This window comes from Alkalinema sp. FACHB-956, from assembly GCF_014697025.1.
Lineage (GTDB): Bacteria > Cyanobacteriota > Cyanobacteriia > Leptolyngbyales > Leptolyngbyaceae > Alkalinema.
In genome coordinates this window covers 1-18,734 of the sequence record NZ_JACJRC010000037.1, presented here as the reverse complement: position 1 = coordinate 18,734, position 18,734 = coordinate 1, and the positions used below count along the sequence as shown (strand labels likewise).

The following is an 18,734-nucleotide window of genomic DNA, read 5'->3' as shown; positions in this document are numbered from 1 at the left end:
CGCCCCCTAGGTGAGACCGATCGCTCCGTTGGACTGACCGAACTACAACGGCCTTAATCCTGAAATGACCAGTCCAGGGTTTCAACGCCTAAGCTCGATTCCCCACAGCGACGGCAAAGCTAAAGGACTGACTGTTCAAGCCACCCAATGCAAATGTGTTGTTGTACAGATCCGTTGCCGCACTCAAACCTGGGAGGTTGACTCGATCTCTCCAGACAGGCCCAAAGCCAACACTGTCTGAAGTGCTCCCTAACGCCCCCCAATCAGTCTCAACAGTAACTTTGGCGCTCAACGCTTGCATTTCGATAGCCCCTTGGTAAGTCAGTGAGGTCTTGTTCCGGACACTAGCATTCAAGTTGACGATAGCATTCATGTTAATAAAGCCATCACCATTCACATCAGATCCCACGTTAAAGGTAAGATCTTGCCCCACCTGGAATGCCTGACGTGTCCCATCTTCCAAAAAGAGTGTCCCAACTAAGTTATTGGCAAATAGATCGATGTTACTCCGAATTGCCAAATCATTGGCGAATTCTACATCAAAGAGATTCCACTCCGCCATGGCACTAACATTAGCAAAAGAGCCACTGACACTCCCCTCAATGTATTCCAGAAACTTGGCTACTGCTTTGGCATAGGGATTACTACTCTTATCCAAGATCTCGCCTAATAAGCGATCGAGGTCGATATTGGCTTTAAGAATGGTGTTGTTAGAACTGCCAAAAAGTGAAGTGGCGTTCGCGACCACACCTTGTGTGCCATCTTTTGGCCCTGCGATCGTGATGCTCGCTAAGCCCGGTTGGGTATAACTACCAGAGAAGTACTTGGTCTTAGTCTCATGCTTATCATCCATATTCGCTGACCAAGACTTAGTGCTGTCAACTCTTAGGGAGAAAGATTCATTAATATCGATGGGTTGGTAGGGTGTCGGCACCATCTCTCTGCCCAAGACCTTGAGCGAAGCACCCAGATACAGTTCACAGAGAAAATCAAAATAGGCTTGCAACTGTGGGGCAGTCGTCGAAAAACTCGCGGTTTCCTTGAGGTTATAACCCGATTTCAGAGTAATGGTTTGACCCGCCCGAATATCATCTGGTAAATCAAACCACGTTTGAATTGGTAATGAGGCATTCAGAGAACCCAAATCCAGATTGTAGCCATAGCTGACACCAAACTTACCGTCAGTTCCTGCTTTGACACTGCCCAAATCGAATCCGGCCACTTCGCCAAAACTGTATTCTTTGCTATAGTCCCATCCGATCGGATTAATCCCACCACTATAAGCATACCGGGCTGTCTGATTGCCAAAAATGCCCTGCCCAGTAGTTTGAAAATCTAGTTCAAATAATAAGTCAGCATTCCTCGGAATCTGTGGTGTTTTATTAACGCCCACCAGAACTGCATCGTAGCCAAATCCAACAATATCTGCGAGGCCATCGCCATTCACGTCAGCAATCTGTCGAGGATACTGATCAAAACTAGACCATCCTCCCGCTCTGTAGGAGAATTCTTTGAACGAGTCGTATTGGTGCGGTACCATAAACGTCCCATCCAATTGCCCTAGGGCGACGTAGACTCCATCCCAGCCAAACCCAACAATATCGGCCCGTCCATCGCCATTGATATCCCCCAGTTGCCGGGGATAGCGACCGAAACTAGGCCACTGTCTGCTGCCATTTCCAAACCACGAGGTTGCTAATTGAGCATTCGCAAAGGTTCCATCGACTTTGCCCAAAGCAACATAGGTACCACCATCCCCAAAGCCAACAATATCCGCACGACCATCGCCATTCACATCCGCCATCTGGCGGGGACACCGATCGAAACCACGCCAGCCATTATTCCAACTGAATTCAAAGGAGGCTGCTTTCGCGTTGGCAAATCGACCATTGCTTTGTCCAAGGGAAACATACGTTCCAGCCTCACCAAAGCCAATTAAATCTACGTATCCGTCACCATTCACATCAGCAACTTGGCGAGGGAACGCCTCAAAACTCCGCCATCCACTGGTATAGCTAAACTCATTGGATGCTTTATAGGATGGGTTAAATTTCCCCTGGGTATTCGCTAAGGAGACATACACCCCATCCCAACCAAAGCCAACGATATCCGCACGTCCGTCTCTGTTGACATCGGCCATGAAGCGAGGATAGCGATCGAAACTAGGCCATTCTCTGTCGCCGTTGCCAAACTCATAGGTTGCCCGGTAAGCACTGGAGAAACTTCCATCCCCTCTAGACAAGGCCACATAGACCCCACCAGACCCAAACCCAACGATATCCGCTAAGCCATCCCCATTGATATCCGCCATTTGACGCGGTTCACGGTTAAAGCTTTTCCAGCCGTTACGATAGGAAAACTCATAGGTGCCCAAGGCTAGGGAAAACTTAGGCAATTTTGCGATCGGACGGTAGAACTGCGCCACCATATCGCGATATTGCTCGATCGTGCCATCACCTTTGCCAATCATTAAATCCAGCGTACCGTTACCATCAATGTCAACGATCGTGGGACTCGCGTTCAACCGATTCCCCAAGTTAATCTTGCGAAACGGATTGAACTTTTCCTGCATTTGGTAAAACTTGCCTTTGTAGCTTTCGTAGTAGCGGATTTTGCCATCCTCGCCCCCTACGACAATATCCAGATCCCCATCCTGATCGAAATCAACAAAGGTGGGGCGGGCATTAGCTCCAAAATTAATGCCTGCCAAATCAAAACCGCCCCCCGATCTCCATTGCTTAACGTACGTCAGGACAGGCATTGTAAAGCGTCCTGCAAGTGTCCAAACCGCTCTGGTGCTCCACACCGGCGTATCTTGCAAAGAAAACTGCTGTACCGCCCCACTCGTACTGGTGGCAATTAAGGTGCCATTCACAAAGGTCAATTGTGAGCCAACCCCGACAGAGAGGTTATTGAAGGGATTACTACTCCCCGTTAGGTTGGTAAATTTGCCCCGTCCATCATTGCGGTAGAATAACAGCCCCCCATTTTGAGCGACCCCAACTGCATCCTGATCGCCATCACCATCTACATCTGAAAAGGTAATATTTGCAGCACTGTTAAACAGTGAAAATGTGTTTTCTGCGTACTGTGTACCACTGGCGTAATAATTCCATTTGACTCCAGGAGTACCATCATTCGAACCAATCAAAACATCTAAAATTCCATCTCCATCTAGATCAACAAAGGTGGGTTGAACTTTTCCTTTCAGCTTCATCTGAGAGAGATTAGGAACTTTAGAACTCAGTGTAAAATTTGTCATGATGGGTTGAATTAGCTATTGCAAGAAGATGTAATTGAACTCAAATTCATGTCAGAACGGGGGCGGGGAGCTTTGTGTGAGCAACGAATACAAATCAAAGAGAAGGCAATTCGGAAAAATCGCAAAGATTTCACTTGCAAAATACACGATCGTTCCTAGGGCTCGATCGTACTGAGTTTTAATGACAAAATGTCACCCTGAATATATGGATACTGAATATGTATTTACTCGGATATATCAATCAATTAATTCATAAAAATGATTATTTTTAGGGTCTAAAATCCCAATTTATACTTAGATTTTTTGATCTAGAAATCGTGTTGGTCTAGAAAGTAAAAAATTACTAAAATTAGCTTAGTTGAATTCACTGAAATAGCGTGATTCGATCGTATTATTAACAAAGACAAGATGAAGCAAAGGATTACAACTCATTTTGTAGATTACTAAAATTTTGTAGATCATTAATTTGGTCAATCCCTGATTTTGTTAATCACGAATCGGACAATCCATTTTTGGGAAATCTGCTGCTCAGGAGAGGCGGCACACTGAAGTGTTACAAATCTGGAGATTGCTCGGCGGAGCGCGATCGGGCGGTTGGGCTAGTCTTTTGGGGCTACAGAGGTGTTTGGACTGTGAAGGATCAAACAAAAAGCGGCAAATTTGGCGAATCCCTGTAACCTATAGCCTTGGGAACTTCAACCTTGGAAACTTTGCCTTCTGTCGCGATGAAACCCTACCAACGTATTTCGATTGCAGAATGCCATGAGCCCCTGGTGACGTTGGATCACCAGACTTTTTGTTTGGTGGATCCCCATCCCTACGCAAAACTGGGGGCTCCCTATGGCGATCGCTCACCGTTTTCCGTGCGGCAAGGGGTGCGAGATCGACTGATTCAAGCCCAGCAGTGTTTACAGCAACTCAAGCCTGGTTGGCGACTGCAAATCTTTGACGCCTACCGTCCGATTGCCGTGCAGCAGTTTATGGTGGACTACACCTTGCAGGAGGTGCTGGCAAAACAGGGCTGGGCGATCGCCTCCCTAACCGATGCCCAACGTACCGAAGCCCTCCAGCAGGTCTATCAGTTTTGGGCCATGCCCAATCCCAACCCCCTCACCCCCCCGCCCCACAGCACCGGAGCCGCGATCGATCTCACGTTGGTGGACGAAACTGGACAGGTCATCGACATGGGCTCTGCGATCGATGAAATCTCGCCGCGATCGTACCCAGATCACTATGTGGGGTTACCCGATGCTTCAGCAGAGCGTTATGATACCCATCGGCAACTGCTGAACTACGTCATGCGCCAAGCCGGATTTCAACGGCACTACCATGAGTGGTGGCATTTCTCCTGGGGCGATCAACTGTGGGCATGGCTCAGTCAGCGGGAGGATCCGAGTCGCCATGTCGTTGCGTGTTATGGCCGGGTCCCTGATGCAGCGTGAGGTGCTGAGCTCAACATACTGCTCAGCTCAGCTCAGTGTTCAACAGTGTTTGACACTCGTGTTTGACAGTGTTCAACTCCGTGGGAGAGGCGCATCAGTTATCTAGCGCTGGGGCTAAATTTCCCGGAATGTATCGATCGGCCAGAGAATCCAGTGGCAGCAAAATGCCCGTTGGGGAACCCTAGGGCAGGGCAAGGAAGTCAGACTTTTTGGTGATGGAAGGATTGCTGAAAGCATGGTGTGGAATAACAGAACTGTTCGAAACCTGAATCGGAACCTGAAAATCAGTCCCCCAGCAAACAGGTTGCAGCTTGGCTTACAAGTAGGACGCGGGTTGGCGCTGACTAGTCTATTGAGCCAAGGTCTATGGATGAGTCCAACCATGGCCCAAGGACAAACAGCTACCCCGATCGCAGTGGAAGCTAGACAGACTCCGATCGCGAATGCTTCAATCGCAAAGCCTCCGATCGCCCGTACAGCCCCACCTAAGGCTCAGCCCTTTCTGCCCTACTGCCAACAAACCACCCAGGAAATTGAGCAAAAGGATGCACTGCGGGCCCAGGCAATGAAGGGCGATCGCGATAGCCAACGGCGTTATGACGAAGTAACCCAGCAACATGCCGAGCATCTGCGCCAGTGCCGCCAACAGAACTGGTTGCGCAATCAAGGTATTTGGCTGCGGTTATATCCTTGCGATACCCGATCGGGCGCGATTGAAGCGGTGTTAGATCGCATTGTCGATCGGGGGTATAACCAGGTTTACGTCGAGACCTTTTTTAATGGCCAAGTTCTGCTGCCCAAGGCAAGTAACCGGACTGCTTGGCAATCCATGATCCAAACACCGGGGCAGGATCAGGTGGATCTATTAGCGGAGGTGATTCGTAAGGGGCGGCAACGGGGCCTCAAGGTGTACGCCTGGATGTTCAGCTTGAATGTGGGCTATCCCTATGTGACTAAGCTGGAAAAACGGGGCACGATCGCGGTGAATGGTCGGGGACAAACCACGATCGAGACCAATTTGGCCACCAAGGAACTGAATAACACCTTTAACCCCGACGAAGCCTTTGCTGATCCTTACCATCCCACCCTGCGGCAGGATTACCTAGCTATGGTGCAGGAAGTGGCCAAGCGCAAGCCCGATGGCATGTTGTTCGACTACATTCGCTATCCCAAAGGACGGGGCAAGGATTCCGTCGCCAACGACGTGCGCGATCTTTGGATCTATGGCGAGGCATCGCGCACGGCCATTTTGCAAAGGGCACTTAATAATAAAGGCCGCGATTTAATCGATCGCTACCTTCAGCAAGGCGGCATTACGGCCAGCGATCTGCAAGAGGTCGATCGCCGCTATCCCCAGGAAACGGATCCCCCGCTCTGGCACGGTCGATCGGCCAATCCCCAAGAAAACACACTCCCCCTCAGTCAACGCCAAACCCTATTGCAGAACGAATTGTGGCGATTATCCGTAGGCCATGCCATGCAGGGGGTGGTTGATTACCTCGTCCTCGCAAGTAATGCGGCACAACAGGCTGGAATTCCCACCGGAGCCGTCTTTTTCCCGGATGCTAACCAAACCGTTAGTCGGGGCTATGATTCCCGCTTGCAACCGTGGGATCGCTTTCCCGAAAATATTGAGCGTCATGCCATGTCCTACGCCACCTGTGGGGAATCCAACTGCATTACAGCCCAGGTACAACGGACCCTAGACATGTCGATAAACCGCAGCATCGTCAAACCTGTGTTGGCAGGCATTTGGCAGCAATCCATCAGTAACCGTCCCCCGCTGGAAGTCCAAATGCAAGAGATCCGCCGGATTTTTCCCCAGGCAGATACCGTGAGTCACTTTGCCTTCTCCTGGCAGGAACCGGAGTCCGATCGCGATCGAAAATTCTGCCGATCGCGGCAGTTTTAGCGGATTTCCAGCGATTTAGCAGTCATCCCTGCGGTTCAGCAGCCATCCCTGATTTGTCGGGCTATCTCGGTGCGGAGGTGCAACGCAAGTCTTATAATGGGGATTTGCAAAATTTACAAGCGCTTTCCCCTGCTGGCAGGCTTAACGTTTTTTCAGGCTTTTTTGCAGGCGTCAGTTTTGCGATCGCTCATTTCTCAGGCAGCCCTATGCAGTTCATCGATCAGGCACAAATTCAAGTAATCGCGGGTAACGGTGGCGATGGCATGGTGTCCTTCCGCCGGGAAAAATACGTGCCAGCGGGAGGGCCATCGGGCGGCAATGGCGGCAATGGCGGCGATGTGGTGCTCAAGGCCGTGGAAAATTTGCAAACGCTGTTGGACTTCCAGTACCAGCGACTGATTAAGGGCGAAGATGGCAAGCGGGGGGGAACCAATAAGTGCACGGGCGCGTCCGGCGACGATCGCATCATTGAAGTGCCCTGCGGCACGATGGTCTTTGACGCGGAGACGGGAGAGTTAATCGGTGATTTGACGACCTCCGGACAAACGCTCCTGGTCGCAGCGGGGGGCAAGGGCGGCCTCGGAAATGCTTGCTTTTTAACCAACCATAACCGTGCCCCTGATAAGGCCCAACCCGGACGGGAAGGTGAACAACGGCTCCTGCGCTTGGAGTTAAAGCTGTTAGCAGAAGTGGGCATTATTGGTCTGCCCAACGCGGGCAAATCGACGCTGATTTCGGCGCTTTCAGCAGCGCGGCCTAAAATTGCTGACTACCCCTTCACGACGCTGATTCCCAACCTAGGCGTCGTCCGCAAACCGACGGGGGATGGGACAGTGTTTGCCGATATTCCCGGACTGGTGGAAGGAGCCCATGCGGGGATTGGTTTAGGGCACGACTTTTTGCGCCATGTGGAACGGACGCGGGTGTTGTTGCATTTGATTGATGCCACTGCTGAGGATCCGATCGCGGCTTATCACACCATCCAGGATGAACTGCTGGCCTACGGTCGAGGTTTGGCCAATCGGCCCCAAATTGTTGCTTTGAATAAGCTGGATGCCTTTGACCCAGAGGATCCGATGCTAGCTGATCTGGCGGCTCAATTCACTGAACTCACCCAAGGGAAAGTGTTTCAGATTTCGGCGGTCAGTCGGTTAGGGCTAGATGACCTACTGTCTGAGGTGTGGACGGTGCTCGATCGGGCTAAGGCTGAACAACTGGATGAGTTTGGCATTCCACTGTCGATCGCGCCCTAGGTCATAGCGCCACCGAGCACCTACAACGGAGTTTGCACGCCAACGCGCGGGTTTTTTCTAATTTCGATAGTAGAAAATTCAGCGGCAGGTTTGACCTCTTTAAATGAACCCCCCGATCGCAGTATGGTAGGGGATTGCAAATTGATGTTTGAGTGAACCCCATGGCCTTGACGATCGGAGATCCGGCTCCCAACTTCGTGTTACCGGACGAAACTGGCAATGAGATTGCCCTAGATGCCTTGCGGGGCAAATGGGTGGTTCTGTACTTCTATCCCAAGGACAACACCCCCGGTTGTATCAAAGAAGCCTGTGCCTTTCGGGACGAGCACGCAGCCTTTGAGGGCAAAAATGCGGTGATTCTGGGCGTCAGCCTCAACGATGCTAAAGATCACAACAAATTCATCACCAAGTACAACCTTCCATTTCACTTACTGGTTGATACCGATGCCCAAGTTTCGACCGCCTATGAAAGTTATGGCCTGAAAAAGTTTATGGGCAAGGAATATATGGGTATTACCCGCAATACGTTTGTCATTGATCCGGAGGGCAAGTTGTTCAAGATCTACAAAAAAGTTAAGCCAGAAACCCACCCAGCCGATGTTTTGAATGATTTGCCCGAGGACTAGAAGGCTTGTTCTGGTGAGTCGTTGGGATCCCAAAGTTGAACAGGATCCACCAATAGCCGTTTTCCAGGGTTCCTGGGTCTAAAAACAATCCAGAACTGAAGCCAGAACTTAAAATTGAAGCCAGAACTTAAAATTGTAGAGAAATTGCCGGGATGAGTCCGAATGCTAGCCCTTTGGCTGCACCCTTTGGACTCCCCATCCTGTCAACTTCAGTATTGTGGGGTCATGACTGTCTGGAATTCCTAATTTTTCAACACTTTTTTCAACACTGTCATTGTTGACTTCCTCGGTCTGCTCTATATCAGGAAACCTAATTGCTATGCGTCGATTGTGGCACTTTATCAAAAATGTGATGGGAGTGATCTTCCGTCACCCCGTGACTGGAACCAGCATTATTGCAACGCTTGCGGACGGGCGCATTGTCATGGTCAAACGACGCGATAACGGTCAATGGGGGCTGCCGGGGGGCATGGTGGACTGGGGCGAAGATTTGCCCACAGCGGTGCATCGAGAATTGGCGGAAGAAACGGGACTGGAAGTTGCCAAAATCAAACGGCTGGTGGGGGTTTATTCCCATCCCGATCGCGATCCACGGGTTCACTCCATCTGTGTCGTGGTGGAAGTGGAAGCCGTGGGCCAGATGCAAGCCTTAGACGAAATGGAAGTCATGGACGTACAAGCCTTTTACCGTGACGAAATTCCACCGGGCAAACTCTCCCACGACCACAGTCGCCAACTCCAGGATTACTTCAATGGCCTGACGACCTTAGCCTGACGACCTTAGCCTCAAACGTTAGACAACCTTGGCCTAAAACTTGAGATAGTGCATGAGTTTGGCTGTCGTCTGACCTGGTAAATTGAGGCGCTGTTGCATGTCCACTAAACTGCGGTAGCGTCCGTGGGAGGTACGATGGCGCACGATCGCCCGAGCCAGAACAGGCCCAACTCCCGGCAATCGTTGCAGGGTTTCGATCGTGGCACTATTGGGATCCAGTCGCTCAATGCGATCGAGGGAATCCATTTCGTAGTAGCAAAATCGCAAAATGGGCGCAACGGGTTGCAAGCGGGTCACGGGCAGCCCCAAGGCGGCGGCTAGATCGTCTAACGAATAAAATTGCACCCCGGATTCAACCAACTGGGTTAAGCTGCGGGCTTGGTGAATGGATACCCCCGGTAAACGCAGCCAATCATCGACCCCCGCCATATTGACATCGATTTGGATGCCCAAGGAAGCGGCTAGTTTAATTTCTTCTAAGGTATGAAATCGGTAATAGGGGTCATTGGCAATTTTTGCTTTCAGGCTCTGCCAAGGCAACGCAGGTCGATTTCCGCCCAACCCGTTACGTCCTCCCAAGATACCATTCCACAGATTGAGCCAGTCCAGCAATGCCATGCCATCCTCAGTAAACCCTAGTACTTCCCTATTCTAGAGTTAGCCGATTCGATCGATCAGCTTTCGTCGTTTCTGCTCAAATTCGTATTCAGAAATGAGTCCATCCTGGCGCAGTTGATCCAACTCCCGTACCGCATCGGTCACATCCAGCGTTCGACTGGCCTGGGGCGATCGTAGCGGCGCTTGCAAAGAAATTTCTGTAGCGGCAAGGCCCTGGTTAAAATTCCAATCGAATTCCTCGGGCTCCTGCACCAGGTACCAAACGCCTTCCAGAACCCCTGCAATCCAAGGAATGGGGGTAAACCCCAGCAGCAGGTAAATCACAAACCAACCGTATTGACCCAGATAGAGCTTGTGCAACCCCACCATGTGGACTGAATGGGCCATCCCAGGGAGCGCTAGGGGGGCAGCACCCGTAAATGCCAAAACAGCAGCAATTTTACGATTTTTCAGCGTTTGAATCATGGATGGGGATCTCCCTAGTATACCCGTACTATCAGCATACCTGCCGCCTATATCTATCGCCCATTCTATTGCGAACAGGATTATGAACAACATTTATGAACAACAGTATGGACGACGCCCTATGGACAACTTCCTACGGTTTCCAGCGATCGTGCGATCGGGACGGCGCAGTAAGTTTTCAAACTAACAGTCCTTAGGCCAATCAATAGAGTTTAACAAATGCAACCCTGGGTCCTGGAGAATCAATCAACAATGCATACATATCAATGAGTCATCAATGAGCCATCAATGAGTCAGTAGCTTGAATATCAAGGATTGAATAGTGTGAATACTTAACCAATCGGCCAATCGGCGTAGAGGACGCAGACGCAATAACTTTACCTAAGTCCTTTACCTCAGTAACTCTGCTTAAACTGTAGTAACTCTGCTTAGACTGTGCTAGGCGAGTGGGCGCAGTAGGCAACTTGGATAGCACTCTACCAACGGGTTTTCCCTCAGAAGTCGCAACCTCCTCAAATCACTAAACCGCTTGCTTCAGCATTGTTTCTAGCATGCCCCGCTAGAGTTGATCACGCTCTACTCTCTACAGCGATTCAGATCACTTGCAATTTTTTAAAATGCTGTATAATTCTCAGCTTTTATTAGAATGCTTCAGAGGAATTTTTCAAAGAGTTCCCGGTACTACTGTAAACGCTGTGAAGAAGTAACTAAGATAAGTAGAATCCATGAGAAAGTGATGAAGATACGTGGATTTTGCTTAACGGATATAACTTAGTTAGACTTAGTTACCTGCCGTAATCCTACGTAGCCCCCTCCCTAGATTCCTCTCAACAGAGAAACTTGTTCTTTTGATTGAGCTTAATCTAATTGAGTTCTGTAGATTGCATGTTACTAATCACTTTTACTGGAGAGAGTGTTTTTGCTGGAGAGATTGTTGCTCTTGTTACTGGGTCTCTCTAGTGCCCCCCCTAAACTTTCCTAAGGTGCCGATGTTGACATGCATATTTTTCGCAATCTAGGTAATACGTATTTCCTTGGATCGTTCTGATTCCCCTTTAGCCACCCTGCCTCATTCCGACAAGGATAGACATGACCCTTAGCGAGTTCACCTCTGACTGGCTCAAATGGTTATCTGATCCCTATGCAGTTTTAGGGATCTCAGTAACTGCGGATCCTCAACGGATTCTGAAGCGTTACCGGAGTATTGCGAAAATTCTCCATCCCGATCGGTATGTCAACGCCGATCCGACAACTCGAGAATTGGCGACCCAGCTGTTGGCCAAATTGGTCAACCCAGCTTACACCAAACTGAAGGAAGAACAGGGGCGTAAGGAAGCTGGGGCGCTGTTGCGTCTACAGGCGGGGCAGTTACTGAAGAATGGGAGTGTCTGCACTGAGGTGGCACGGGAACTGAGTCGGCAACCAGTACACGCCGCAGAAATTTTTTATGAGCAGAAGATTACAGCGCTTGCAGAGCAACAGTTTCTGCCCTTGACCGAGTTTGCCCAAATTACGCAGCAGTTGAGTGAACTCAATTTAGTCTACTTGCAGCTCAAGCAAGGCGATGGCGCTATTCGTGAAAAACGATCGGGGTTGATAGCCCAGCCAGCCCACTCAATCACCACGCCCCCGCCCGCCAGTGGATTAGGGAGTGCCCCCAAGCCCGAGCATCCCCAGCAGGACTATGCCCAGCGACACTACGATCGGGCGACACAATACGCCCAAAATGGCTCTTGGAAAGAGGCCATGCTAGAACTCAAGGATGCCATTCGGATTAATCCCCAACGCAGTGATTACCATGCCCTCTTGGGGTACATCCACTTTAAGCAAAATAATCTGGGGATGGCGCGGGTCTACTTCAAACAAGCCCTCAAATTAGATCCCAACAATTCCCTAGCCAATCGTTTTATCAGCAAGATTCAAGCCAATACCCCAACGCCCCCCCCAGCGCCCCCAGCGGCCAAAGCAACTGAGCGGCGAGGATTGTTTGGGTTGTTTCGTCGCTAATTCCAACGGGTGATCTTTGCGATCGCAGGTTGTTCAGCTTAACAAGTCTGCCAGTCCATTGAGTTTTCTACAGGGAATTCAATGGACTTGATGCATAGAAATCAATGCATGGGAATCAATGCATGGGAATCAATGCCGTTGGCTCGGTTCGTAGGGATAGCTCGGTAGGGATGGGCTGAGTAGTGAAACCCCTACCTAGTCTGCCTCTAGCCGCTACACTAGAATGATTTTGTTAGGTCAAGCCCTTCACAAACGATCGCATTTAACACCCATGTCTTTTTTTGAATCAGAAATTGTCCAGCAAGAAGCCAAGGATGTCTTTCAGACCTATCAATCGCTGATTGAATTGGGTAGTCATTACGGCAAGTTCGATCGCGATGGCAAAATCAAATACATCGAACAAATGGAAGAAGTGATGGATCGCTTCAAAATTATGATGAAGCGGCTGGAGCTCTCCGATGATTTCTCCGCTCGCATGACGATCGAACAACTCAAAACCCAACTGGGCCAGTTTGGCATGACGCCGCAACAGATGTTTGACAATATGCGGATTACCCTAGACCGGATGAAAGCCCAAATTGGCCCCTAGGACATCGTTCACGGTGTCGATGGGCAAAAATGCTCCGCCAGAACACACTTTTTCAAAGTATGCCATCTCAAAACACACTCCCGCAGGGCACATTGAGCATGTGTCCTTGTTTTTATGAGACGGGGTAAGATAGAGATGTTTACCTTTCTTAATATAACTTCATGACTTCTTCGCCCGTTGTCTCCTCTACTGCTAGCTCCTATGACCGGAATGAATGGGCCAAAGGATATCGATCGCTCAAGCGTGAGTATGACTACTGGATTGATGAGATTGAAGGGACTATTCCAGAAGGGTTGACGGGAACCCTGTTCCGCAACGGGCCGGGAATGCTGGATGTAGCAGGCACTCCGGTGCAGCATCCCTTTGATGGGGATGGTATGATCTGCGCCTTCACCTTCCAGTCAGGCCGCGTCCATTTTCGCAATCGCTACGTGCAAACGGAAGGCTACGTGGCGGAACAAAAGGCGGAAAAAATTCTCTATCGTGGTGTCTTTGGCACCCAGCGATCGGGGGGATTCTGGGCCAACGCCTTTGACACCAAACTGAAGAATATTGCCAACACCCAGGTGATCTATTGGGGGGGCAAACTGCTAGCCCTCTGGGAAGCGGCAGAACCCCACCGCTTGGATCCCGCAAACTTGGACACCCTGGGATTGGAATTTTTTGACGGGAAGCTGAAGTCCGGTGATGCGTTCGCAGCCCATCCCTGGGTCGATCCCGCCAGCCAGTTTGATCAAGGCGAACCTTGCTTGGTGAATTTTTCCATCCAGGCGGGCCTGTCCTTCAAGCTGAATTTGTACGAATTGAACCTAGCGGGCGCGATCGTCCGGCAGCAAAGCCACCAAATCCCTGGTTTTGCCTTTATCCACGACTTTGCCATCACGCCCAACTACTGCATCTTTTTCCAAAATCCGATGCAGTTTAATCCCTTGCCCTTTGTCTTTGGGCTGCGGGGGGCGGGGGAATGTTTGCAATTTCAACCCGATCGCCCCACCAAAATGATTGTGATTCCCCGCGATGGTCGATCGGCTCCGCAGGTCTTGGAAGCCCGATCGGGCTTTGTCTTCCACCATGCCAACGCCTTTGAAGAGAACGGCCAAATTGTCGTGGACTCCATTTGCTACGACTCCTTACCGTCGGTGGAACCGGGATCGGATTTCCGCAATACAAACTTTGAAGCCCTCTCGCCGGGGCAACTGTGGCGCTTCCGTTTAGATCTAGCAACAGGAACCGTCGATCGGCAATTACTCAATGCTCGGTGCTGTGAATTCCCCGTCGTCCATCCAGCACAGGTGGGTCGCAACTATCGCTATACCTACATGGGGGCTGCCGATCGTCCGGTAGGCAATATGCCGTTGCAGGCGATCGCGAAGGTAGATGTGACAACCGGGGCAGAAATTGTCCATAGTTTTGCGCCCCACGGTTACATCAGCGAACCCATTTTTGTGCCCCGTAATGCAGCTTACCCCTTGCAGGGTGCGGAGGATGACGGCTGGGTGCTGACGATGGTGTACGACGGCCAGCGGGATCGATCGAGCCTGGTGATTCTCGATGGACAAACCCTGGCTCCCGTCACCCGGCTCTGGCTGAAGCACCATGTTCCCTACGGGCTCCACGGTACCTTTACACCCGAGGTTTTCATCGACTAGACCCTGGTTCAGTGCTGGGTTCAATGGGGGCAGAATTTACCTGGCCCCCAAAATTGTTTTCAGAACATCTTGAGCCGATCGCGGGGACATCGTATGCTAGTGCGTTGGTGTTGAGTTGTTTCAATCAGCGATTTCACTTGCACTAAATTTCACTTGCACTAAGTTGTTTCACTATTTAGAGAGGCGCAACGTCTAACGATGACCCATCCTGAGCCTGCATCTCCGCAAACCCATCCCCACGAGTGGCTGACTGATAGTAATGGGCAAATTGCGCTATCCGTTCGTTTCCGGGGCGATCGGTTGTTCCAAGAGCAATCGCCCTACCAAACCGTCGAGGTGTTTGACACCTATAGTTGCGGAAAAATGCTGACCATTGACAATATGGTCATGTGCACAGAGTGGGACGAAGCGGCCTACCACGAAATGATTACCCACGTTCCCATGCAAACCCATCCCACGGTTAAGGATGTGTTGGTGATTGGGGCGGGAGATGGCGGCACCATTCGGGAACTCATGCGCTATTCCACGATCGAAACCGTGACGATGGTAGAAATTGATGAAGCGGTGATTCGGGCATCCAAAGAGTGGTTACCGACGATATCCTCAGCATTTGGCGATCCACGGCTGACCCTTCTGGTTGACGATGGCATTAAGTTTGTCCATGACGCTACCGATGCCTCCTACGATCTCATTATCATTGACTCTTCCGATCCCGTTGGCCCGTCGGAGGGTTTGTTTACCCAATCGTTCTATGAAGATGTGCATCGGATTTTGCGGCCCGGTGGCGTCATTACGGTACAGAGCGAGTCCCCTTCATTTAATGCCAAAGCCTTTACGGAGTTGAATGCTTGCCTGAAGCAGGTCTTTGGCCGCGATCGGGTGCATTGCTATTTAGTCTTCATTCCCACCTATCCCACGGGATTGTGGAGTTTAACCTACTGTGCCAAGGGCGATCTGCATCCGTTGCAGAATTTCGATCGCGCCCAGGCCGAGCAATTTGCAGAAACCCATGGCCTGCGGTATTACAATGCCGACGTTCACCAGGCAGCTTTTTGCTTGCCCACCTATATTCGCAAAATGACTGAAGGTTAATGGTACATAGGGGGTTGCGATCCCCTAGAAGACTGCAATAGCGAGGCAATAGCGAGGCGCGATCGATGGCAAGTTCCAGCTTGAACAGCACGAGTTTAAACAGCACGGGCAATCCCCCTTTGGAAACCTATAATCCCAGTGGCATTGGCCTACTGAATGGCAACCTCTACGGCCTGCCCTTTGATGCGGAGTCGGCTCAGTTGTTGGTGTTTGGGGTGCCGTGGGAAGTCACGGTTTCCTATGGGGCTGGAACGGCCAACGGCCCGCAGCAAATTTTGGATGCATCGCCCCAACTGGATTTGTATGATTTTGACAATCCCGAGGGTTGGCAACAGGGGATCTTCATGATGGAGATTCCCCAAGATATTCTGGAGAAAAACGGTTATTACCGGGAAAAGGCCGGACAAATTATCGATCGCTTAGAACAGGGGAGAGCCTTAACGGAAACTCCCGATCTCGCTCCGGTTCTAACGGAAATTAATCAAGCCTGTGAATCAGTTAACCAATGGTTATATCAACACTGTCGTGATGCATTGTCTAACGGCAAGCGAGTTGCGGTCATTGGTGGCGATCACAGTTCTCCCTTAGGTTACTATCGCGCCTTAGCGGAGGTCTATCCTGAATTCGGCATTTTGCACATTGATGCCCATGCGGATTTACGGGATGCCTATGAAGGCTTTGAGTTTTCCCATGCATCGATCATGTTTAACGCAATCAAGTTACCGCAAATCACCAAACTTGTCCAAGTTGGGCTGCGGGACATTTGCCATGATGAAGTGCAATTGATTGACAATTCCGATCGACGCATTGTTGCCTATTACGATCCGGTTATTCACCAAAAACTGTACGCGGGTATTTCCTGGATTGAACTCTGCCGTGAAATGATTAGTCATCTTCCGCAATCTGTTCACATTAGCTTTGATGTTGATGGACTCGATCCAAAACTCTGTCCCAACACAGGCACACCTGTTCCCGGTGGATTGGAACTAGAACAAGCCTTTTGTCTCTTCCGGGAACTGGTCAAGAGTGGCCGCAAAATCATCGGTTTCGACCTGTGCGAAGTGGGGGATGCAGAGTGGGATGGGAACGTGGGCGCACGGATTGTCTATAAGCTGGCTAATCTCATGGATCTTTCCCATCGTTCCCTCCCCGCAGGTTGAGGCAAGTTGAAGCAAGTTGAAGCAAGTTGAAGCAAGTTGAAGCAAGTTGAGGCAGATTGAACAGCAGCAGGGTTAAGAGCGGGACTCATCCCGTACCCGATCGCAGCGGAGTTGATCCACGGTAACCCGAGGCAGTCGGTGCTTAAAGCCACAGAGAATCTCCCAGGAAATCGTGCCTAATTGGTTAGCCCAATCATCGGCACTAATGCGATCGTCGCCATCCTGCCCCAGCACCGTCACCACTTCCCCCGCTTGCAAATCGGGAAGGGTGCTGACATCCAGCATGATCTGATCCATGGTGATGGCCCCAATCTGTCGCACCCGTTGCCCCCGTACCAGGACTTCCATCTGGTTGGAGAGATTACGCGGCACCCCATCGGCATAGCCAATCCCAATCACCGCCACCTGCATGTCCCGATCGCTGACAAAGCGATGGCCATAGCTCACGCCGGTTCCCGGTGGAATGGTTTTCACCTGGGTCACGCGGGCCTTGACTTGCATGGCGGGGCGCAGATCAACCCCTGAACTCAAGTGCGGTGAAGGATACAGTCCATAGGTGATCAGTCCCGTTCGTACCATATCGTAATGCAATGCCCGATCGGCCAATGTGGCAGCGGAGTTGGCGAAGTGCAGCTTGGGTCGATCGGGGGCGTCTTGAATGCCACAGGCACGAATGACCTCGTCAAAGCGGCGCTGCTGTTCCCGCATGATGGTTTGATCGGGATCATCGGCGGTGGCGAAATGGGAATAGAGACTGGCAATGGATAAATTCGGCAAGCGGCGCACCAGATGGATAAATTCCACCGCTTCCTGCCAAGGCGTCCCTAGGCGGCACATTCCGGTATCAATTTTGAGGTGAACGGGAAGCTGGGATCGATCGCCGATCGCTTCAGCAAACACGAGTGCTTGTTTAGGGGTGCACAGAGTCGGTTGTAGATTCCAACGGGCGATCGTTCGCACTTGTTCCGGTAAGTTGGTGGCTCCCAGCACTAAAATCGGGGCTTCAATGTCCGCTTCCCGCAGTTCAATGCCTTCGGGGATCGTCGCAACACCTAACCACGTCGCCCCAGCTTGCAGGGCGGCTCGCGCCACGGTGACGGCTCCATGACCATAGGCATCGGCTTTGACCACAGCCATCAGATCGGTGCCGGGTTTGAGGATCCGGCGAACCTGCTGCATATTGTGGGCGATCGCGGCAAGGTCGATTTCCACCCAAGCCCGTTCCCGCTGCATCCGTGCGATACTCGAACCCGTTTCCCAACTCATCATACGTGTTTCACTCCTCCACCCAAGACTGACTAACTGCAATACGCCACGGCGACTGCAATGCTCCACTGAACCTTTGGTATCACCGAAGGGCGTGCACCCGATTGCATCAGATCGATTCAGTGCAACCGATTCGGGACAAACCTCAGCTCCTAGATCACTTCAATCCCATGGCAAGCTATTTCGTAGCATTCCACACCCTTCCGTTACCAGCTTCCCCCTAGGCGATCGGCCAAGCAGAAGCTGGATTTTGGTCATTTATCTAAAATGATGCTGAATAATTTAGCTGAACCACACCCAGATAGGCGTAAAACTTTTGCCATTTGGTTGCTATTTTTGGGTTACTAGTTGCTTCACTGGAAGAAAAGCTTAAATCTTGAATCGGCAAACTAACTGCAGCGGGGATCACACTCCACTCGGCCTACACCAACTCGGCCTGTACCAACTCGCCCTGTACCAACTCGGCCTGTACCAACTCGCCCATCAGCGAGTTTACTCGACTCCGTTCGAAGGGTTTGGAGTTGATCTGTGGATATTGCAGCCAAATTAACGCTGATTCAACGACAATGCACAACCCATCCAGCAATTCTCAGTATGGCAATTCAGCTAGTATTGGGC

At 50.8% G+C, this 18,734-nt stretch carries 14 protein-coding genes; 10 read left to right on the top strand and 4 right to left on the bottom strand.

Translation table 11 applies throughout. The features are described 5' to 3' along the window. Positions 1-88: 88 nt before the first annotated feature. Positions 89-3,262 carry a VCBS repeat-containing protein gene (locus H6G21_RS23065; protein WP_190576495.1) on the bottom strand — a complete coding sequence of 1,058 codons (3,174 nt, stop codon included), beginning with the start codon at positions 3,260-3,262 and terminating at the stop codon, positions 89-91. Between the two features lie 701 nt (positions 3,263-3,963). Here H6G21_RS23065 and H6G21_RS23060 point away from each other — a divergent pair. From H6G21_RS23060 to H6G21_RS23040, 5 genes are all read left to right on the top strand, one after another. Beyond that, on the top strand, positions 3,964-4,704 hold the full coding sequence (locus H6G21_RS23060) for a M15 family metallopeptidase (protein ID WP_347278060.1): 741 nt from the start codon (positions 3,964-3,966) through the stop codon (positions 4,702-4,704). Between the two features lie 304 nt (positions 4,705-5,008). After that, positions 5,009-6,616: a family 10 glycosylhydrolase gene (locus tag H6G21_RS23055; protein WP_190576493.1), complete on the top strand. Its 1,608-nt coding sequence runs from the start codon at positions 5,009-5,011 to the stop codon at positions 6,614-6,616. Positions 6,617-6,822: 206 nt separating this feature from the next. Further along, entirely contained in the window at positions 6,823-7,869 is a 1,047-nt protein-coding gene (gene obgE / locus H6G21_RS23050) for a GTPase ObgE (protein WP_190576523.1), read from the top strand. A 161-nt stretch (positions 7,870-8,030) separates the two neighbouring features. After that, the gene (bcp, locus tag H6G21_RS23045; RefSeq protein ID WP_190576491.1) at positions 8,031-8,495 is read left to right on the top strand and encodes a thioredoxin-dependent thiol peroxidase; all 465 of its coding nucleotides are present in this window, start codon (positions 8,031-8,033) and stop codon (positions 8,493-8,495) included. A gap of 319 nt (positions 8,496-8,814) precedes the next feature. Continuing rightward, complete coding sequence (locus H6G21_RS23040) at positions 8,815-9,270, top strand: NUDIX hydrolase (protein WP_190576489.1); 456 nt, start codon at positions 8,815-8,817, stop codon at positions 9,268-9,270. A 33-nt stretch (positions 9,271-9,303) separates the two neighbouring features. Here the strand turns inward: H6G21_RS23040 and H6G21_RS23035 are convergent, their stop codons facing one another. Both H6G21_RS23035 and H6G21_RS23030 read right to left on the bottom strand, forming a co-directional pair. Continuing rightward, positions 9,304-9,888 carry a ComEA family DNA-binding protein gene (locus H6G21_RS23035; RefSeq protein WP_190576487.1) on the bottom strand — a complete coding sequence of 195 codons (585 nt, stop codon included), beginning with the start codon at positions 9,886-9,888 and terminating at the stop codon, positions 9,304-9,306. Positions 9,889-9,927: 39 nt separating this feature from the next. Then, positions 9,928-10,353 carry an SHOCT domain-containing protein gene (locus H6G21_RS23030; RefSeq protein WP_190576484.1) on the bottom strand — a complete coding sequence of 142 codons (426 nt, stop codon included), beginning with the start codon at positions 10,351-10,353 and terminating at the stop codon, positions 9,928-9,930. A 1,089-nt stretch (positions 10,354-11,442) separates the two neighbouring features. Here H6G21_RS23030 and H6G21_RS23025 point away from each other — a divergent pair. The 5 genes from H6G21_RS23025 to H6G21_RS23005 all read left to right on the top strand — a co-directional run bounded on the left by H6G21_RS23025 (position 11,443) and on the right by H6G21_RS23005 (position 16,850). Further along, positions 11,443-12,360, top strand: coding sequence for a tetratricopeptide repeat protein (locus H6G21_RS23025; RefSeq protein ID WP_190576482.1), 918 nt, complete (start codon positions 11,443-11,445; stop codon positions 12,358-12,360). Positions 12,361-12,631: 271 nt separating this feature from the next. Further along, positions 12,632-12,949, top strand: a complete 318-nt coding sequence (locus tag H6G21_RS23020) for a DUF1825 family protein (RefSeq protein WP_190576480.1) — start codon at positions 12,632-12,634, stop codon at positions 12,947-12,949. 161 nt (positions 12,950-13,110) lie between these two features. Next, entirely contained in the window at positions 13,111-14,598 is a 1,488-nt protein-coding gene (locus tag H6G21_RS23015) for a carotenoid oxygenase family protein (RefSeq protein ID WP_190576478.1), read from the top strand. 198 nt (positions 14,599-14,796) lie between these two features. Next, positions 14,797-15,690, top strand: a complete 894-nt coding sequence (gene speE, locus H6G21_RS23010; protein ID WP_190576476.1) for a polyamine aminopropyltransferase — start codon at positions 14,797-14,799, stop codon at positions 15,688-15,690. A gap of 65 nt (positions 15,691-15,755) precedes the next feature. Continuing rightward, positions 15,756-16,850 (top strand): agmatinase family protein, encoded by a 1,095-nt coding sequence (locus tag H6G21_RS23005; RefSeq protein WP_190576475.1) that lies wholly within the window; start codon positions 15,756-15,758, stop codon positions 16,848-16,850. Between the two features lie 72 nt (positions 16,851-16,922). Here H6G21_RS23005 and alr read toward each other — a convergent pair whose 3' ends face one another. Continuing rightward, positions 16,923-18,119, bottom strand: a complete 1,197-nt coding sequence (gene alr / locus H6G21_RS23000) for an alanine racemase (RefSeq protein WP_190576473.1) — start codon at positions 18,117-18,119, stop codon at positions 16,923-16,925. Between the last annotated feature and the right edge of the window lie 615 nt (positions 18,120-18,734).